This is a genomic window from Nitrospira sp. Nam74 (genome assembly GCF_965152615.1).
The window spans coordinates 1,992,185-2,009,407 of the sequence record NZ_OZ224220.1 but is presented as its reverse complement, the minus strand read 5'-3'; the positions used below and the strand labels follow the sequence as shown (position 1 = coordinate 2,009,407).

Below are 17,223 nucleotides of genomic sequence, written 5' to 3'. Positions count from 1 at the left end.
GCTAACTCCACGCAAGCACCACCGCACCGGTCACGAGTAAATTGACCAACGCCAGCGGTAACATCACCTTCCAGCCCCAAGACATGAGCTGATCGAATCGTGGGCGCGGCAGCGCCGCCCGCAGCAAAATAAACAACGCAATAAAGAAACACGTTTTGAGGAGAAACCAGACGAGCGGCGGGAGTACCGGGCCGAGCCAGCCTCCGAAGAACAGCACCGTGATCATGGCCGAGATCAGCGTCACTCCAAGGTACTCACCAACAAAGAACATGCCGAACTTCATCCCAGAGTATTCAGAGTGAAACCCGGCAACCAACTCACTCTCCGCTTCCGGCAAGTCGAACGGGGTGCGGCGCATTTCCGCCAGGCCGGCGATCAGAAACAGGACGAAGCCAAGAAATTGCGGAATGACAAACCAGATCTCGCGTTGCGCTTCAACGATAGCCGGCAGGCTAAACGATCCCGCCAACAGCACCACCCCCATCAGGGACAGGCCCATGAACACTTCATAGCTGACCATCTGAGCCGCCGCTCGCAGGCCCCCGAGGAGCGAATACTTGTTGTTGGAAGACCATCCGGCGAGCACCACGCTATACACGCCGAGCGAAGACAGGGCGAGAAAAAACAATAGCCCGATGTTGAGGTCGCTGATGATGATTCCCGGGGCCACGGGAAGCACGGCAAACGACATCAACGCCGTCACCATGATGATGGCCGGAGCCAAAATGAACACGGCTTTGTCCGCGAACGGGGGAATCCAGTCTTCCTTCATGAAGATCTTAACGCCATCAGCCACTACCTGGAGCAGCCCGAAGGGTCCGACGCGATTCGGGCCGTACCGGTCCTGCCACAAAGCGAGCAGCCGCCGCTCGAGCCAGATGAGCCCGGCCGCGGTGGTGAGCGCGACCACGAGAATTCCGAGGATCGCAAGGATGGGGTGCGGGCTGGTCATGTGATTCTCACAATCTTCGCCCATGCCGACTCCCCTAACCCGACGATAGGGGACATTCCTGCAGGCAGACCCGCCACGCCGCGCGGCAGATCAGGCCGGATGCGAACGGGCAGCCGGAACGTGCCGCCGGCACAGTGCACTTCGACCTCCTCACCCTCCATCAACTCACTGGCATTGACGGCAACGTGCGGTGTCGCTGTGAGTTCCGCAATTCCCGGCGCGGAGAGACTTAGTTCCTCCGTGCCGAAGATGTAATGCATCGGCACCAGCAGCCACTCCCCTTCCCGCGGCTCAAAGGCAGAAGGAATGCCGCTGAAATAAGACCGGCCGTTACACGGCCTGGGCTCGAACATCCGCACTCCTGGATCGCCTCCGCGCAGAGGGCCACCAATCTCTTTCTGATACGTGTTCGTCGCCTGAATGGAGTTCCAGCCAGGCGACCAGACAAACGGAATGAGTGGCCCTGGGGGGTGCTTGGATGCGCCTTCCATGGAAAACGAAAGCGGCGAGTCAGGATCATCTGGCGGCTTGGGCTCCGAGACGTTGATGTTGGCCAGCATCGCCGTGCGGCCGCTTGATCGGTGCGGCGAGCGCGGCACTTTCGCCCCGGCGATCCGGAATGAGGCCGAGGGTGCAGCATCGCGAGCCGGCGCCAGGTGCGGCAAGGCCGTCGCCATCGCGGCCAGCACATCATCGAGACGGTCCCAAGAAGGCTGTCCAAGCCAGCGCCAGCTGGCCTGCATGTCGCCGGACGGCATGAAGACCTGGAAAAACCGCTGGGCACGTCCTTCACTGCTGATGAACGTGCCGTCAGATTCCGCGAGCGTCGCGGATGGCAGAACAAGCTCGGCTTTTTCGACCGTTGGATTGAAGAGGTGATCAAGCACGATCACATGCGCTGCCGCATTGACGAGCGCATCAATGTCAGTGCGAGGCGCGCGCCGGTACAGATCATTTTCCAGAATGACAAGCGTGTCGGCATCGCCGTTCTTAACGGCTTGTAACGCCGCGCTCAAAGGCTTCGCGCCCATCAGGATGGCACCCACGCTGTTGCACTCTGGCGCCGTAAAGCTGAGCGTTGCCTCCAGAGACATCGCCACATTGGCAGCTGCCCGTATGATCGCCTCGCTGTTGCAACTCGGGCCGGAGATCACCAACGGTTTCCTAGCGTCTTTGAGCGCGCGGGCGATCTTACCGGCTAGCGGGAAGTCCCCAGGCGAGGGCGCCTGCGAATCGAGGGCGTGCGCCACGGCGAAGCCCAGGCGTGCGAGATCGTCGGGAGCTGCATGGAACGTGGCGGTGGCAATCTCGTCCAGCCGCGTGGCATACGGCGTCGCGATATACAGCGGGCCCTTCTTCTCCTGAATCGCGTCCCGCACGCCATGGTCCATCCACAGCGGAATATTCAATTGCTTCGCGATCTCGATGGGCTGCTGGCGCACGGATTGGCGTAGCGCAAGCGCCATGCGGGGCGCGACGTTCGTCACATCTTCACCCAAGATAAACACGGCGTCGCACTCCTCTACCTCGCGTAGTGTAGGTGTCCGCATCGGGTCGCCCCGAAGAATGTCGATCATGAGCGCAATGAGCGTTGCTTCCTGGTCCGCCATACCGGAATAGAAACGGTTCGGGCCCAGCAGGGTGCGCAAGGCAAAGTTAGATTCCAGTGATGCCCGCGGTGAGCCGATTCCGATGGCTTTGGCGGAGGCCAGTGTTTCACGGAGCTGCCGGCTTGCCGCTTCAGCGCTCACCGCCTTGCCGTGTAGCAGAGGCTCTCGTACACGATGGTCACTATTGATGAACTCATAACCGAACCGACCGCGGTCGCAGAGAAAATAGCCGTTGACGTCGTGGTTGTAGCGGTTGGTAATACGCCGCACCGTGCCATAGCGCTCACCGACGTCGGTATTGCACCCAAGCCCGCAATGCACGCATATCGAAGGAGCAAACTGCTGATCCCACTTGCGCGTGTAGTGCCGCCTGAGGGTTTTGTCCGTGAACACGCCGGTCGGGCAGATCTCGACCAGGTTGCCACTGAACTCATTTTCTAGCACGCCATCTGCGTGGCGGCCGAAGAAGACGGTATTCCGCGACGCAAACGCGTTCAGGTCCCGCCCGCCCGCGTAGTCCCGATAGTAACGCACGCAGCGGTAGCACTGGATGCACCGGTTCATCTCATGATTCACCAGCGGGCCGAGATTCTGGTTGCGAAACGTGCGCTTGTCGAACTCGTAGCGCCGGTAATCGTGACCCGTCATCACCGTCATGTCCTGCAGATGACACTCCCCGCCTTCATCGCACACCGGGCAGTCGTGCGGATGATTCAGCATCAGGCCCTCGATGATGGCGGCGCGGAAGGCGACCGTCTCCGGATCGTGGATTGCGATGCGTGTGCCCTCGGCAGCCGGCGTCATGCAGGCCATTACAATCTTTCCGTGCGTGTCGTGCTCGTCCTTGTACTGCTTGACGGCGCACTGACGGCAGGCGCCGACAGATCCGAGCGCGGGATGCCAGCAGAAATAGGGCAGATTCAGCCCCGCCGAGAGACAGCCATGCAGCAGATTCTCTGCTGCATTCATCTGATACGAGTTGCCATCAACATGCACCGTTGCCACAGTTACCTCCATGGACATCGCTTCTCCCGAATGTGCCGCTCGAAATCCTCGCGGAAGTACTTCAAGGCACTTACTAGCGGGGCGGCGGCACCTGGCGCTAGTGCGCAAAACGTAGCGCCAGGCCCCCACATGTTGGCTTGACCTGCCAATTTTTCAAGATCGCCTGGCCGCCCCTGCCCGTCTTCCAAGGACTTCAGGATCCGCTCCGCCCATCCCAGTCCGCTCCAGCAAGGCGTGCACCAGCCGCAGGATTCCTGCGCGAAAAAGTGTGTCAGGTTCCAGGTCATGCCTACGGGACACGTTTGGTCATCCAGCACGATCATGGTGCCGGTGCCCATACGGCTGCCGATTTTCGCCATTGCGGTGAAGTCCATGGGCGTGTCCAGGTGCTCTTCTGTGACAAAGTCGGTTGAAACGCCGCCCGGAAGCAGCCCACGAAATACCAGCCCGTCGCGCATGCCGCCCGCATGTTCTTCCAAAATTTCGCGAATGGTCGTTCCCATGGGCAACTCCCACAGTCCGGGGCGTTTTACTTTCCCGCTCGCCCCAAACAACTTGGTGCCCGCATCCACTGTCCGGCCCAAGGCACGGAACCATGGCGCGCCGCGGTTGATGATGTGAGGCACGCAGCACAGCGTCTCGACATTGTTGACCACCGTGGGCTTGCCGAAGAGACCGACCACAGGCGGAAACGGCGGCTTCGACCTCGGGTTGGCGCGCTTGCCTTCCAGCGCATTGAGCAACCCGGTTTCTTCACCACACATGTAACGGCCACCGCTTCGGTGGAGATACAATTCAAGACTGTACCCAGATCCGAGAATATTCTTGCCGAGATAATGTGCCGCATACGCCTCCGCGATGGCCCGGGCGAGCCGCTCGGCCGCCAGCACATACTCGCCGCGCAGAAAGATGTACGCCACATCAGCCTCGATGGCGAATCCCGAGATGATCACGCCTTCGATGAGCTGATGGGGATCGCCCTCCATCAGTAACCGATCCTTGAATGTGCCCGGTTCCATCTCATCAGCGTTGACGACGAGGTAGGTCGGATTAGGCACCTCTGTCCCAAGGGGAACGAACGACCATTTCAGCCCCGTTAGAAAACCGGCGCCGCCTCGGCCGCGCAGGTTCGCGTCTTTCACCACAGCCGTGACGGCTTTCGAAGTCATGCCGCCGTGCAGGACCTTGCGGGCTGCCTGATACCCGCCGGCCGCCTCATAGGCTTTTACGTCGACAGCCGACCCATCCGGGCGAATGTTCTGCGTTAACGGCTTTTCGGTGACAGGCGTCATCTGTATATCTCCAGGGCGGCGTCGAGTGTGTCGAGATTCAGGTTGGTGTGCAGATCGTCGTCCACCATCATGGCTGGAGCACGATCACAGCATCCGAGACATACGATCGGCAGCAGCGTGAACCGCTTGTCCGGCGTTGTCTGCCCCAGGCCAATGCCAAGCCGCTCATGCAGGTGTGCCCGCATCCTGTCGTAGCCCATCATCCAGCAGCTCACGCTGTCGCACATCATGATTACATGGCGCCCCACGGGTTTGCGGAAAATGAGGTTATAAAAGGTCGCGACACTATCCAGGTCCGTGGTCGACATGCCGAGATGTGTAGCGATATCGTGAATGCTTTCGTCGGAGACCCAGCCTCGGTGCCGCTGCACGATTCTCATTGCATCAATACAGACAGCTTCGCGTTTTGGATAATTCGCGGCTTCACGGTCGATCTCGCTCATCTCATCAGGGCTCAACATCGCAGCCTCCTCATCGATCAATATCGGCGAGCACAAAATCCATCACTCCTAAAATGGCAATCAGGTCAGACACCATTAATCCCCGGCAGATCAGCGGCAGCATTTGCATGTGAGGAAACGACGGCGTACGAATGCGCGTGCGGTAGGACACCGTGCTGCCGTCGCTCACTAGGTAGTAGCCGTTATTACCTTTGGTGCCTTCAATGGCGCTCAGCGCCTCCCCGGGCGGAATCACGGGGCCCCAACTCACGCTCAAGAAATGGGTGATGAGGGTTTCGATGTCGTGCATCGTTCGGGCTTTCACCGGCGGCGTGGCCAGGGAATGATTCGACGTGTACGGCCCTTCGGGCATGTTTTGGACGCACTGCTCGATGATGCGCAGGCTCTGCCGCATCTCCTCCACTCGTACGAGCGCGCGGCCGTAGCAATCGCCGGTCTGCGCGGTGGGAATATCGAATTCGAATTGCTCATAGCCCGAGTACGGTTGTCGCTTGCGGAAGTCCCATTCAAAACCGCAGGCGCGAAGATTCGGGCCGGTCACGCCCCACTCGATGGCCTCATCGGCAGTGTACCGGCCGATCCCTTTTGTCCGCCCTTTGAAGATGCGGTTCTGCATCACTGCCCGATCGTACTCAAGCAGTCGGGGCGGAAGGTACGTGAGGAAATCCCGAAACATGTTCTCCCAGCCTCTGGGCAAATCTGCGGCCACGCCACCGATTCGAAACCATGCCGGATGCATGCGGGCGCCGCAGATGGCTTCGATGATCCCGAACGTCCGCTCGCGATCGTTGAACGTATAGAACACCGGCGACATCTGCCCAAGATCCTGAGCTAAAGTGCCGTACCAGACGAGGTGGCTGTTGATGCGAAACAACTCCGCCAGCATCACGCGAATGACCTGGGCTCGGGGCGGGACCTCGATACCGGCCAGCTTCTCCACTACCGTCAGATAGGCCAGGTTGTTCATCACGCCGCCGAGATAGTCGATGCGATCCGTGTAGGGGATGTAGGTGTGCCAGGACTGGCGCTCCCCCATCTTTTCGGCGCCCCGATGATGGAACCCAATGTCGGGCACCGCGTCGACGATCTCTTCACCATCGAGTTGCAGGGCGATGCGCAGCACGCCGTGCGTGCCCGGGTGCTGGGGGCCCACATTGAGAAACACGAAATCGGCATCATCGCGCTCCCGGCTCATTCCCCAGTCTTCGGGGCGGAAACGCAGCGCCTCCTGCTCGGCCAGTTCTTTGTCCGGAGGCAACTGATACGGCCCCATCTCCGTCGCGCGAGCGGGATGGTCCTTACGCAACGGATGGCCCACCCAGCTTTTCGGCATCAGAATGCGCTCGAGACGCGGATGACCGTCAAAGACGATGCCGAACATGTCCCACACTTCACGCTCGTACCAATTCGCTGCGGGCCAGATGTCCGCAATGCTCGGCAACGACAGTCCGGTTTCCGGGAGGGCCACCTTGATGCGTAGGTACTCGTTGCGATCGAACGACAGGAGATGATAGACGACGGTAAAATCGCTGGGAGGCAGGCCATCGCGATGCGTGCGCATACGCTCGTCGATTGCGGTGAGGTCGTACAGCATTTTGTACGGCTGGTCTACCTCATGTTTCAGGTACCTGAGCAGCGCATGCACCTGGTCTTTCTTGACCCAAACGGTGGGGATGCGATCGCGGGTGTGTTGGAGAACAGTCGCCGATCCGAGCCGTTGGATGATGGTCTCTACGATGGCCCGTGCTGCGATCATACCTCGTGCGGCTCCCGCAGCACGGTGGCCTCCTGCCGGGTCGACCGCATCAAGTCGCGCATTGAAGGAAGCGGCGGCCGCGTGGTCCCCTGCGGGCCCACCACCCAGCTCAGCGGCCGCTGTTCTACTTCCACGGCTTTCTGCAAGAGGAGAAGCCCCTCCAGAAAAGCTTCCGGCCGCGGTGGGCATCCCGGTACATACACATCGACGGGAAGAAACTTGTCCACGCCCTGAACCACGCTATAGATGTCGTACATGCCGCCGGAATTGGCACACGATCCCATGGAAATGACCCAGCGTGGCTCCATCATCTGCTCATACAGCCGCTGGACGATGGGCGCCATCTTGATAAAGACAGTCCCGGCGATCACCATGAGATCCGCCTCGCGGGGTGTACCGCGAATCACTTCCGCACCGAAGCGGGAGACATCGAACTTGCTCGTAATGCTCGTGGCCATCTCCACATAACAGCAGGAGAGCCCGAAGTTGAAGGGCCACATGGAGTTCTTGCGGCCCCACGCGACCAGATCCTCAAGCCGCGAGAGGATGACGCTGCGGCGTACGGCTTGTTCGAATGGCTCGTGGTCCGGGTGAGCCACCAGCCCCGTAATATCGGGTTTTGTCAGCGACCACTGCATGTGGTTCCTCCGTTATCGAGGGTTCGGCCGCTCCGTGGCCCAATCGAGCGCGCCAACCCCCCAGAGATATATCAATGACGCCAGGAGCACTCCGATAAAAAGCACCACTTCCCAATACCCTGCCCAGCCAACTTCACGCGCCGCTACGGTCCACGCAAAAAGAAACACGGCTTCCAGATCGAACACTACAAAGAACATGGCGACGAGATAGAAGCGCGCCGACAGGCGCACACGCGCGGAGCCTTCCGAGACAATGCCGGACTCGTACGGCGTGCCGGTAGCTGGTGCCCAATGCCGTTGTCCCAGCACATAGGAACCAAGCATGGTGGCGGTCACACAGACCACCAACCCGAAGTACACGATCAGCGGGCACAGCACAGTTTAGTTCCTTTGCACCGACGGCCCGTGCGTATCCACATAGCGTTCAGTCCGTAATGATTTGAAGAACGACTTCAACCGGCGGTCATGACAATCCAATCTTGAATCGCGAGCCGGCACACACGTCCAGGTTATCCAGCCTGCGGTTCGACATGGCCGCCGAATTTGTATCGCATGGCCGAGAGCACCTTCTCGGCAAAGGTGTGGTCTTGGCGCGAACGGAATCGGGTATAGAGAGACGCGGATAGGACTTCCGCTTGGACCCCCTCCTCGATCGCCGCCATGACCGTCCACCGCCCTTCACCAGAGTCCTGGACGGAGCCGGTAAAATGGGACAGGTCGGGACTCTCGGCCAGCGCCGTCGCCGTTAAATCGAGTAACCACGATCCCACCACGCTGCCACGCCGCCACACTTCAGCGATGTCCGCGAGGTTCAGGTCGTACCGCATTTCGGGAGGAAGGTGTTTCGAATTGGCATGACGACAGATGTCGAAGCCTTCGGCATAGGCCTGCATCAGGCCGTATTCAATACCGTTGTGGACCATCTTGACGAAGTGTCCGGCTCCAGCCGGCCCGCAATACAGGTACCCGTCCTCTGCTGATCCCTTCATGGTGTCCCGGCCTGCTGTCCGGGGAATGTCACCGTGTCCCGGGGCCAAGGTTCTAAAGAGAGGCTCAAGGCGTTTCACGACGGGCTCTGGACCGCCAATCATCAAGCAGTAGCCACGGTCCAACCCCCAGGTGCCCCCGCTCGTGCCGACATCGACGTAATGCAGTCCCCGAGGTTTCAGCGTCTGTGCCCGCCGGACGTCGTCTTTGAAGTAGGAGTTTCCTCCATCAATGATGGTGTCATCCGAACTCAGCCGGCGCGCAAGAGACGCAATGGTTGTTTCGGTTGCGTCTCCCGCCGGCACCATGACCCACACCGCTCGCGGTGGGCTCAATCGGCTGATCAAATCGTCCAGAGAACTCGCCCCAACGGCTCCTTCATCCGTCAACTGCTGCACGTGCTCACGATTCAGGTCGAACACAACACACTGATGCCCCCCGCGCATCAACCGGCGCACCATATTGGCCCCCATTCGTCCCAAGCCGATCATTCCAAGTTGCATACGTCGTCCTCCCTCTTCATCGATCAAGCCGTCGCCTTTCGCCCTGAACCGCTGACACCCCAGACCTATATCTACCCGAGCCATTGACAGTTCTGTCTTGGCTCTTGTTCAACAAGGCCTAGCTATGACCCAGCCCAGTGACCGACTCCTGTTTGCTCTCGACAACTGCAGGCCCGTTTCGCGAGTCACCGTCTGCCAATGTTGATTCACTGTGCTTTGTTCCAGAGGCGTTGTCCGCCGATGAACGCGTGCGCATTTCCGCCAAGACGAACGCCGTCCGGGAGTCGCTTGAGTTTCTTGGCGTTGCCTCCGCCAAGGAGGACATCATCGGCCACGAGGGCAGCCTTCAGACGAGTCACGACATCTTCCACGGTGCGCCGCCATTTCTTTTGGCCGAGCCGCTCCAGCCCGCGGCGCCCCACATAATCCTCGAAGGTGCCGCCTTTCTTGTACGGCAAATGAGCCAATTCCATCGGCATGATGACGTGGTCGGCAATCAATGCCGACCCCAGACCCGTTCCCAGACCAAGAAACAGCATCCTGCCCCCCGTATAGCCGCCCAAGGCCTGCATGGCGGCATCATTGATCAAGGTGACGGGACATCCGAAGGCCTTCTTGAAATCGAACCCCACCCAACCCGGTCCCAAATTTTTTGGTTCGGCCAACACGGCACCGGAGCTCACGGGGCCGGGATACCCGATCGACACCACCTTGTACCTTAAGCCCTTTGTCGCCTTCAGCACGCCGGAGACCATCTGCTGTGCCGTCAACTCTGGCCCGGAACGAAACGTTCGAATCTTCTGTTGTCCGGACACCAGGATCTTGACCCTTGTGCCGCCAATGTCCACCACCAGCACTTTCATATAATGTCCTCAGGAATGACCTGCGCCGTCTGTTGCCCCATGCCGCCGGCCTTGGCAGTCATTCGTGCTCCTTTGGGCTCTGCCATCCCCCGAACGGCGCGATCAGCGCATGCGACTCACTCGGCCCCCAGGTTCCCGGTTCATACTCATGTACCGGCGTGGACATCGTCAGAATCGGGTCCACCACGCGCCAGGTCGCTTCGACGCCGTCCTGTCGCGCGAAGAGTGATGCATCACCGATCATCGCATCGCCGATCAGCCGTTCGTAGGCTTCCATCTCGTCTCCGCGCTGGTGACAGACAAAGAGTTCCGTCTCGTTGCCGATCATCTTGTCTCCTGGCACTTTGGCTCGGGCCCCGATTGCCACCGCCATCCGATCGGGGCCCAGCCGGAAGCGCACGTAATTGCGTTGCGCGTGCTCAGCCTCGCCAAACACATTCTGGGGCGGACGCTTCAAGGTCACGAAGACCTCCGTGGCCGTGATCGGCAACTGCTTCCCGGCTCGGATAAAGAACGGCACCCCCGCCCAGCGCCACGAATCGAGATCGATCCGGAGTGACGCAAACGTTTCCACGTGGGACTCGTGGGCCACCCCGGACTCGGTGCGATACCCCCGAAACTGACCACGGACCAAGGTGTGCGCCGTGAGCGGCCGCATGCGTTTAAAGACCTTAATCCGTTCGTCGCGCAACGCTTCTCCCGCTCCACTGATGGGTGGCTCCATGGCGAGATTCGCCACGACCTGCAAGAGGTGATTCTGGACCACATCGCGGAGGGCCCCGGTTTCTTCATAAAAGCTGCCTCGCCCGGACACGCCGAACTGTTCCGCCATCGTGATTTGCACACTCTCCACATAGCTACGATTCCAGATCGGCTCGAGAAAGGAATTGGCAAAACGAAAGTACAATAAGTTTTGAATCGACTCCTTCCCCAGATAATGGTCGATGCGAAAGATCGCCGATTCCTCGAACACCCGGTGCAGAGCCCGGTTGAGCGCTTGGGCCGAAGCCAGATCCCGTCCGAACGGCTTTTCGACGACCACACGCGCGCCACGAGAACAGCCCGACTTGCCAAGACCCTCTACGACCGTGGGAAACATACTGGGTGGGATGGCCAGATAATATAGGGGGCGTAGCGCTCCGCCGAGTTCCTGGCGAAGACGAACAAAGGTCTCATCCTCCCGGTAGTCGCCATCGATAAACCGGAGCCGCTGCACGAGCTTGCTAAAAGCCGCCTCATCAACGCCCCCGCCGAATTGAGTGAGGCTCTCCCGGACGCGCTCTCGAACCTCGGCGACGCTTCGATTGGCTTTGGCCACCCCGATCACCGGCACCGTCAGGTGATCCCGCTTGATCATGGCCTGAAGGGCGGGAAAGATCTTTTTGAAGGCCAAATCACCGGTAGCGCCGAACAGCACGAGCGCGTCTGCGTGTAAGCCGGTCATCATTCCCTCCCCATTGCATCAAGCACGCCCATACGTCTTCTTGTGTCGCGGCACGGCCGAACAGTGCCTCCACTCACCGCTGTGGCACAGACCGGCGACCTCTCAGACCCACGCCCGCTCCATGGCCGCCTGGAGGGTCGCCAGCCCCGTCTTAACATCGGCGCCTAGATGTACCCGCAGCACCCGTCGGCCTCGGGTCGCCAAGACCTGAAAATCCCCGCGTGCCTGCGCGGCCTTCACGACGCCAAAGGTATAGCGCTGTCCGGGGACCGGCAGATCTATCGCGTCTTCGCACGTGATCTGGAGAAACACCCCGCTGTTCGGCCCCCCTTTGTAGGCCTGCCCGGTGGAGTGAAGGAATCGAGGCCCGAAGCCCAGGCACGTGGCCACACGTCTCCTGGCTCGGACAATATGGCGTATGCATTGGAGTCGTGCTGCATGCTCAGCATCCATCTCGATATACGCCAACAGCGCGAAGTAATCGCCCGCTACGAGTTGGTTCAGATGGGCGGTCAGATACTTCCTGAGCGAAGGAGACTGGCCCGTCACCGTCGTGAGGATTTCGCCATACGCGGGATCGGCATACAATCTGATTCCTTGCTCTTCTATTAGCGGAGAGTCGACCGTGAGGACCCCGGTATGTTCATACTGAGCCGTTATGTGTTTGGTCGCGACTTTGCTGGCTTCCACGTCAGGCTGGTCGAACGGGTTGAGGCCCATGATCGCCCCCGCGACCGCTGTGGCGAACTCCCAGCGGAAGAACTCTTGGCCCAGGTCATAGATGTCAGCCATCGAGATGCGGACAACCGGCTGTCCCGCTCGCTCCAGTGCGGTGACCGCGGCATCCTGGCTCTGCTCTGGCGCCGACTGCAACCGGATATACACGAACACACGGTCGTCTCCATAGACACCCGGCGTCCCGACCACCTCTCGATCGATCGGGATGATCCCCTTGCCTTCTTTGCCGGTCGACTCAGCAAGGAGCTGCTCAAGCCAAGCCCCCAATGCCGCCACGCCGGGGGACGCAATGACCGTCAGTTTGTCGCGGCCGTGTTTGGCAAGCACACCGAGGATCGTGCCGAGCACCAGGCCGGGGTTCTCCTCCACCGGGACGCTGGAGGCGCAGGCCTGCACCATTTCATCTGCATGGTCGAGAAACTTGGGGACGTCGACGCCCATAATGGCTGCGACGACCATGCCGAAATTCGACAGAGCAGAATATCGGCCTCCGATACTGGGAACCCCGAAGTAGAGATGGCGAAACCCGTGCGCCTCGGCAACCTGCTGCAGCGCCGATCCGGGATCCGTGATCGCCATGAACCGCTGCCCGGCCTGGCTCGCTCCCACCATGCGCTGAACACGGTCAAAGAAGTATTGCTTGAAGATGTTCGGTTCAAGGGTGCCCCCGGACTTGCTCGAGACGATGAAGAGCGTCGTCGCGACGCTCACTTTTCCCTCGACCGCCTTGATCTGAGCTGGATCAGTGGAATCGAGAATGTGAAGTTCTGGATAACCGGCTTTCATGCCGAATGTCATCTTCAGGACTTCGGGACAGAGGCTTGAGCCACCCATTCCCAAGACGACGGCATGAGTGAATCCTGCGCGCTTGGCTTCCTCGGCAAGGTTGATCAAGGGTTGGAGATGGGCCAATTGATCATCGGTGATGCCCAGCCAGCCGAGCCATTGGCCTTCGTCCCGATTGGTCCAGAGGGAGGGATCGCGACCCCACAGCCGTTGCACCTTGTGGCCCTCACTCCATTCCTGAAGAGAGGATCGCACCTCGGCAGCCACGGGAGCCGAGACAGTGTAGGAATATTTATTGAGTCGACCAGAGGCATTCCCCTTGGAGTGATGTTGGACCGCGTCAAGGAGGGTGTCGAAGGCATCCCTGAACACCTTCAATCCTTCTTCCAACAAGCGGTCGGTGATCGCCTTCATCGACACACCCGCCTGCTCGAGCGCAAGCAGGGTGAGCTTTGCCTCGTCGACGCCGACGGTGAGCCGACGCTCGGGGCGTCCGTGATCCCGAAAGGCCTCGAACGTCGCTGGAGGAATCGTCGTGACCGTGTCAGGACCGATCAGTTCCTCCACATACCGCACATCTGAATACTGCTGATTTTTTGTGCCGGTACTGGCCCACAGCAGCCGTTGGGTCATCGCCCCGCGTCTGGCCAGGCCGTCCCATCGCGCACCGGAGAACCGCGCCTGGTACCGCTGATAGGTCAGCTTGGCATTCGCAATGGCAATCTTCCCCTGGAGCGCCCCGAGCATCGCCTGCGTCCTCTCGTTCGTTGAGGGCTTGAGGTGCGCGGCAAGAGCGGCCTCTGCCGCCGTATCAATGCGGCTGACGAATACGCTGGCCACACTGGCCACGCTCCCGACATCGCCACCCCGGGCGGCCAGCTGTTCTAAGCCCATGAGGTACGCTTCCGCGACCCGCTCATAGGTCTCCTGCGAGAAGATGAGCGTCACGTTGACATTGATCCCTCGACTGAGCAATTGCACGATCGCCGGGATCCCTTCGGCAGTCGCCGGCACTTTAATCATCAGGTTGTCGCGCCCGACGGCGTCCCACAGTCGACGCGCTTCGTCGAGTGTGCCCCGAGTATCGCGGGCCAGATGGGGGGAGACCTCCAAGCTCACGTAGCCATCACGCCGCTTCGTGCGGGCATAGACGGGCTGCAGGATGTCCGCCGCGGCTTGAATGTCTTCGATGGCGACCCGTTCGTACCGCGCCTTCGCGCTCAGGCCAGGCTCCCGCCCCAGGGCGCGCAAGGCGTCGGCATAGTCCGACCCGCCGGTGATGGCTTTTTCGAAGATGGTGGGGTTCGACGTCACGCCACACACTCCGTCTTCGACGATTAGGCGTTGTAAGTCTCCGCTCGCGATGAGGCGGCGCTGGATATCATCCAACCAGACTGATTGTCCGAATACTCGCAGGGCAAGCACCGGATTGACGGTGTGGGCATGTGAGACTTTCATCATGTCATCTCCTTGAACAGGGTTCGTGTCGTTTCCGAGGGGACATGCTGGGGTTCGGCCGGAACACGACCGTCTGCGCTCAAACGCGTCGCTTCTTTCCGCGCGAGTTGTTCCTTCACCGCGGCGATGATGCGTTCAGGAGTAAACCCGAACTTCTTCTGTAACTCTTTCAGCGGTGCCGACGCCCCGAAGGTGTTCATCCCGATGCTTACCCCCGCCAGGCCGACATAGCGATCCCAGCCTGTCGTGGCGGCCTGTTCGGCGGACACTCGAGCCGTGACGTGCGGCGGAAGCACCTGGTCTCGATAGGCCTGACTCTGGCGCTCGAACAGTTCCCATGACGGCATGCTGACCACACGGGCTTGGATGCCGTCCGTGATGAGTCGCTCATAGGCGGCAAGGCAGAGCGACACTTCGCTTCCTGTGGCCAGGAGCAAGACCTCCGGGTGGCCATTCGGCGCCTCGGCCAGCACATACGCCCCCCGTGCCAGGCCGGAAGCCGGGGCGTAGGCCGTTCGGTCCAGGGTCGGAAGGGCCTGTCGGCTGAGGACGAGTGCAGCCGGCTCATGCTGAAGCTGCATGATGACGCGCCACGCCTCGACCACCTCATTGGCATCGGCGGGCCGCAGGACGAGCAGGCCGGGGATCGCTCGCAGGGAGGCCAGCTGTTCAATGGGCTGATGAGTCGGTCCGTCCTCCCCCACGCCGATCGAGTCATGCGTGAACACATGAATGACCGGAAGTTCCATGATGGCGCTCAGCCTGAGAGCCGGCTTCGCGTAGTCGCTGAAGATCAAAAAGCCAGACCCGAAGGGCCGCACTTTCGCTAAGGACAGCCCGTTGAGGATCGCGCCCATCGCATGTTCGCGAATCCCGAAGTGCAGGTTGCGGCCGCGGTAGTCGGCGGAAGTGAAATCGCCGGCCCCCTCACCGGTGAGTCGAGTCTTGGTGGAGGGCGTGAGGTCCGCCGAGCCCCCGATAAGCCACGGCACTCGGCAGGCCACCGCGTTCAACACCGTGGCTGAGGCATCCCGTCCGGCCAGGCCCTTCGGGTCTGATGGAAAGGTCGGCAGATCCTGCTCCCAGCCAGAGGGAAGCGCTCGGCGCTGCATCTGAGACAGGGCGTCTGCCAATTCGGGGTACGTTTTTTTGTATTCGATGAATCGCGCCATCCACTGCTCGCGCGCCGTACGTCCCCGCGCTCCCATGACAGTTTGAAAATGCTCCGCCACGCCCGACGGGACAAGGAATTGCGCGTGCTCCGGCCACCCGTACTGGCGCTTCGTCAGCTTGATTTCCTCGTGGCCCAATGGTTCCCCGTGCGCCGCACTCGTATCCTGCTTATGCGGGGCCCCATAGGCGATATGGCTATCGACAATGATCAAGGTCGGCCGATCTTGCGTATTCCGAAAGACCGTCAACGCCCGGTCGAGCCTCGCCAGATCATTGGCATCGCCGACCCGTCTCACATTCCACCCGTAGGCCGTGAAGCGGGTCGCCACATCCTCGCTGAAGGCCAAGTCCGTATGCCCTTCAATCGTGATGTGGTTGTTGTCGTAGATCCAACAGAGATTGGACAGTTTGAGGTGGCCGGCTAACGACGCCGCTTCACCCGTGACGCCCTCCATCATGCAGCCGTCGCCGCACAGCGCGTAAACGTCGTAATCGATCATCGGAAATCCAGGACGATTGAAATAGGCGCCCATCCACCGACTGGCCATGGCCATGCCCACGCTTGTGGCGACGCCTTGCCCCAACGGACCGGTCGTCGTTTCCACACCGGACGTCCATCGATATTCGGGATGGCCTGGACACTTACTGTCCAGCTGGCGGAAGCGTTTGATGTCATCCAGTGTGACCGAGAGTTGCCCGACCGTTTCGTAGGCAGGATTGACCGCCTGCACTCGGCAGAGATGCAGTACAGAATAGAGCAGCATGGAGGCATGCCCGATCGAGAGGACGAACCGATCGCGATTCGGCCAGATGGGATCGGTGGGATCAAAGTTCAGGAAGCGCTGCCACAAGCAGTACACGACCGGGGCCAGGGCCATGGCCGTCCCGGGATGTCCGGAATTCGCGTGCTGCACCGCATCCATCGATAAGGTCCGAATCGTGTTGATGCATTGGGTGTCTATTGATTGTGTCTTCATCGAAAGCCCAACTTTACTTCCATCACTGTGCCCTCCTCACTCTAATGCGTCGATCGCTATTCAAGTGAGAACGATGGACGCCTATGGGTGTGTCGTTCTTTTGCCCACCAGAATAAGCATTTTGTGACTCGATGCCGTTATAAGCAAAGATCAAACCAGTCGCAGTACGCTTGCCCGAGCTTAATAGGGATACTTACTAAATCGGCTCTTCGACCTGGAACACGAGGCGTAATAATGAGAGGTATCAAGCAGGGCACTAGCTTTTCATTGAGCTGAGCCAATCAGGTGCACCATGCGCCACATCAATACGACGTGACATTTTATGGTAAACCGTTAAAGTCATGATCATGCGCCACGGTGGACGGGTTGCGGAATGAACATGGTTCTCCTTTCTTACCTGCGATAGCTATGATTGCTCCCTTGGGTCATCCAGTCCGCTGGCAAGTAGGTCTTCGTAAAGCCCATCCAAATGCCGCGAAGCAGCAACCGACGAACTGCGACATTATTTAAGTAGGAGGCCCTCTAAGGCTTATGCGTAATCTCAGGATATCCGTGAATGGCATGTTATCCACGGCAGAGT

General features: G+C 60.1%; 12 protein-coding genes. All 12 read right to left on the bottom strand.

Annotation, left to right across the window (positions count from 1 at the left end; translation table 11 throughout):
• Nucleotide 1: 1 nt before the first annotated feature.
• The 12 genes from nuoH to tkt all read right to left on the bottom strand — a co-directional run bounded on the left by nuoH (nt 2) and on the right by tkt (nt 16,643).
• Entirely contained in the window at nt 2-952 is a 951-nt protein-coding gene (nuoH, locus tag ACWHYZ_RS09610; RefSeq protein WP_447987045.1) for an NADH-quinone oxidoreductase subunit NuoH, read from the bottom strand.
• Nucleotides 949-3,567, bottom strand: coding sequence for an NADH-quinone oxidoreductase subunit NuoG (gene nuoG, locus ACWHYZ_RS09605; RefSeq protein WP_447987044.1), 2,619 nt, complete (start codon nt 3,565-3,567; stop codon nt 949-951). Before nuoG ends, nuoH begins: the two co-directional genes overlap by 4 nt.
• 2 nt (nt 3,568-3,569) lie before the next feature.
• The gene (gene nuoF / locus ACWHYZ_RS09600) at nt 3,570-4,859 is read right to left on the bottom strand and encodes an NADH-quinone oxidoreductase subunit NuoF (protein ID WP_447987043.1); all 1,290 of its coding nucleotides are present in this window, start codon (nt 4,857-4,859) and stop codon (nt 3,570-3,572) included.
• Complete coding sequence (gene nuoE / locus ACWHYZ_RS09595; protein WP_447987042.1) at nt 4,856-5,320, bottom strand: NADH-quinone oxidoreductase subunit NuoE; 465 nt, start codon at nt 5,318-5,320, stop codon at nt 4,856-4,858. The genes nuoF and nuoE overlap by 4 nt, the downstream gene beginning before the upstream one ends.
• A 10-nt stretch (nt 5,321-5,330) precedes the next feature.
• Nucleotides 5,331-7,076 carry an NADH-quinone oxidoreductase subunit C/D gene (gene nuoC / locus ACWHYZ_RS09590; protein ID WP_447987041.1) on the bottom strand — a complete coding sequence of 582 codons (1,746 nt, stop codon included), beginning with the start codon at nt 7,074-7,076 and terminating at the stop codon, nt 5,331-5,333.
• Nucleotides 7,073-7,714: an NADH-quinone oxidoreductase subunit NuoB gene (gene nuoB, locus ACWHYZ_RS09585; RefSeq protein WP_447987040.1), complete on the bottom strand. Its 642-nt coding sequence runs from the start codon at nt 7,712-7,714 to the stop codon at nt 7,073-7,075. The genes nuoC and nuoB overlap by 4 nt, the downstream gene beginning before the upstream one ends.
• Nucleotides 7,715-7,726: 12 nt before the next feature.
• Complete coding sequence (gene ndhC, locus ACWHYZ_RS09580; RefSeq protein ID WP_447987550.1) at nt 7,727-8,038, bottom strand: NADH-quinone oxidoreductase subunit A; 312 nt, start codon at nt 8,036-8,038, stop codon at nt 7,727-7,729.
• Between the two features lie 185 nt (nt 8,039-8,223).
• The gene (gnd, locus tag ACWHYZ_RS09575) at nt 8,224-9,204 is read right to left on the bottom strand and encodes a phosphogluconate dehydrogenase (NAD(+)-dependent, decarboxylating) (protein WP_447987039.1); all 981 of its coding nucleotides are present in this window, start codon (nt 9,202-9,204) and stop codon (nt 8,224-8,226) included.
• Nucleotides 9,205-9,410: 206 nt separating this feature from the next.
• Nucleotides 9,411-10,067, bottom strand: coding sequence for an ROK family protein (locus tag ACWHYZ_RS09570; protein ID WP_447987038.1), 657 nt, complete (start codon nt 10,065-10,067; stop codon nt 9,411-9,413).
• Nucleotides 10,068-10,125: 58 nt separating this feature from the next.
• Nucleotides 10,126-11,511, bottom strand: coding sequence for a glucose-6-phosphate dehydrogenase (gene zwf, locus ACWHYZ_RS09565; protein ID WP_447987549.1), 1,386 nt, complete (start codon nt 11,509-11,511; stop codon nt 10,126-10,128).
• A gap of 102 nt (nt 11,512-11,613) precedes the next feature.
• Nucleotides 11,614-14,496 carry a bifunctional transaldolase/phosoglucose isomerase gene (locus ACWHYZ_RS09560; protein WP_447987037.1) on the bottom strand — a complete coding sequence of 961 codons (2,883 nt, stop codon included), beginning with the start codon at nt 14,494-14,496 and terminating at the stop codon, nt 11,614-11,616.
• Entirely contained in the window at nt 14,493-16,643 is a 2,151-nt protein-coding gene (gene tkt / locus ACWHYZ_RS09555; RefSeq protein ID WP_447987036.1) for a transketolase, read from the bottom strand. The genes ACWHYZ_RS09560 and tkt overlap by 4 nt, the downstream gene beginning before the upstream one ends.
• Nucleotides 16,644-17,223 lie beyond the last annotated feature (580 nt).